Genomic DNA, 2,893 nt, shown 5'->3' with positions numbered 1-2,893 from the left:
ACCTATAAAAGACCTAAATACAAATAAAAGCCCATCAGGGCTTTTATGATGCATCTTCCAGATCCTGCCATTGTCCAAATTTTTCTTTTCGCTCTAATTCTTCTTTTTTCTTTTGTAATCTTGCAATCATTAAATCTAAATTTTCAACGCTATCATCTGTTTCAAAATCCTTATTTTTTGATGTGTCTTCTAACTCTTGGAGAAGTTTATTTTTTTCTATCTCTTCTTTTTTCTTTATAACTTCAGTTACAAATCTTGCTCTATCACCATTAAAGAAAACTGCAGGATTTATATAAAAAACAATTTTATCTACAGATTTAGCAATAATTTTTTTCTCTACCAGTTCTTTTATACCACGATAAAAAATCGGTGGAGAAAGCTCAAAATCTAATGTTTTAGCAACATTCTGAGCTTTCTTGCACGTCAATAATACATAATCTTTACCGATCTCTTTTTGATATAAAGACAAAATTATAAGGAAAATTTTATGTGCTGTTTTTGTTAGGTCAAAATATACTTTTATTTGTGATGTAAATAATTTTATAAACTCTTCTTTATCTACTTCTTTTTTTTGAACAATATTAGAGAAATAGGATTCTGATTCGTCAGAAGTATCCTTATTTACTAATTCAGTACCTTTTCTAACAGTTAAATTTCTTGTTTTTGTTTCAATCTTTAGTTCTTTATCAAAAACAAAAGGATTCATCTTATATTCTGTTAATTTATCATTTTCTTTTTTTGTTCTAACTCTTGGTTTTTTTACTTCTTGTATTGTCATAACTTATTCCTCTTTAAATTTAGATACTTAATATTAGTGTTATAACCGATCCTTCAACCAAGTCAATACAAAACGATAAAAAAAAATCGTTTTTGAGGCTTAAAACGATAAATAAAGTTCTAGAAATTTTAGTGTGTTTATCGTTTTTATGGGGTTAAAACGATAAAGTTTATTACTCTAGAGTATAAAACTTATTACTCTATCCTTAAAAAAGTAACTGTAGAGTATAAAACTTTGTACTTTTTGTTTTTTAGAAAAAAGGGAGCAAAGCCAGACGTACCAAGGCTTAGAGAGGAGTTTTAGGATTTGAGTTTTTCTGCAAGAATTAATAAATATTAAGATCTAAGAGTAAAACCAAAATCTAAAACCGCCCTCGCCGGGCTGGCCAACCCCTCAAACCCACATACAGCAAGCTGTATGCAGGTTCTCACGGTTAAAGTAACTACAAAAACCCGTCACAGAGCGTTACAGAGCGTTCTACAGCTACATAGGGGGAACCCCTAAACCCGTTCCCCCCACCTGCTCGAACAAGGACTCTTGTTCATCACAGGGTCCCCCCACCCCATGCGGTCAAGGTACTTGCCCACATTTACCCATTCCTATGTGCAGTAGAAAAAGTTTCTGATCGTAGACTGCAGTCTACATATGGAAACTTTGCATTCTTATATTCAATCTTTTTTAAAGTGAAAGTTTACTTTCGCTTTAAGAAAAGATTTAGCAACGAGCTGCAAAGCGAGGCGGTAGCTATTTGACAGAATATATTAAAGTGATAACTTTAAATATATACGTTGAGTTTACTTTCTCGGTCTATCACTCACTAGACCGAGCTACGCTCAGTCGTTCGTTGGGGGGCATAGCCCACCCAAGCCCCGAACCGGTTTGCACCGGTTCAACGTCAAAACCTTACACAGCTGCACAGGTGGCATTTAACGCCACATGAGAATGTATTCGACATTCTCATAATATTGGATTTATCCAAAAAAAATGGGGGTTGTATATTAATATGGAGAAATAAAAATGTATTCAATAATCAGGAAACAATCACACAAAAAAACAGCTATACAAGCTGTACATAATCATAATATGAGAATAGTTATAGAAGAGAATGTAAATTCTAAAAAATCAAATTTGAATGAAATATTAATTGGTACGGAAAATACCAGATCTGACATAATGAGTTATATTAAAAATAATGATATTGTCATTAGAAATAAAGACACAGTAATTTTTAACGAATTCGTTTTAACTGCATCACCAGAATTTTTCTTTAATAATAAAGATGGTTCAAAGAAATCTAGATCTGAATATAAATCAAATTTAAAAGACTGGGTTAAAACTCAAATTGATTTTTTGGAAAAAGAAAATTACGGGAAATGTGTTAATGCAGTTTTGCATTTAGATGAAAGTACACCACATATTCATGCATTAATTTTACCTATTGTTGACAACAAATTAAACAATAAATCTTTTTGGCGAGGTAAAAATTCTTATGGAAGATTGCAGGATATTTACAACACTGCAAATAGTAAATTTGGTTTAAAACGTGGTGAAGAAAAAAGTAAAACTTTAGTTGATCATACAACATTAAAAGATTACAGAGATTTAATCAGACAAGATAAAGATGAAGAAAACGAATTTTATAATGAGCTTTCAAAAAATATTTTGGATACTCCACCAAGGAAAAATTTTATTGGTTTAGAAAAAAAATACTCTGCTGAAGAAGTAAAAGAAATCGCTTCAGCTACTTTTAAAAAGCTAAATAGACAAAGAAGAAGGGCAAAATTTAGGGCTAAAAAATCTGATGAAAAAGCTGATGCAGCTACAAGTGAATTTTATAAAAAAAAGAAAGAGACATCGAAAATTGAGTTTTTTTATAATGAAAACCAGAAGCAATTGGAAAAAATCTCTGTGGAAAATTCCACACTTAAAACCCATAACTTGGAGCTTAAGCAATCACAAAGTGACCTAGATCTGGTGAGAAAATTTTTACCTATGGAGCTGCAAAGCCTTGTCGTAAGAGCCAGAGAACTGGCCTCTGGCGGCGATTCTGGCGGTACAAAGCATACTGCAGAACCTACACCAACTGCAGATCTAACTACCTATAAAAGACCTAAA

General features: G+C 32.0%; 2 protein-coding genes. One reads left to right on the top strand and one right to left on the bottom strand.

What is annotated here, in order from left to right; all coding sequences use genetic code 11:
* Positions 1 to 43: 43 nt before the first annotated feature.
* A complete protein-coding gene (locus tag SM447_RS29175) occupies positions 44 to 778 on the bottom strand; it encodes a hypothetical protein (protein ID WP_474576086.1) in 735 nt (244 codons plus the stop codon).
* Between the two features lie 1,017 nt (positions 779 to 1,795).
* Between SM447_RS29175 and mobV the strand changes: the two genes are divergently transcribed.
* A partial coding sequence (gene mobV / locus SM447_RS29170) for a MobV family relaxase (RefSeq protein WP_474576085.1) occupies positions 1,796 to 2,893 on the top strand: 1,098 nt, incomplete at its 3' end.

It is taken from the genome of Micromonospora aridisoli, from assembly GCF_056150025.1.
This window is presented reverse-complemented; position numbering and strand designations above follow the sequence as displayed.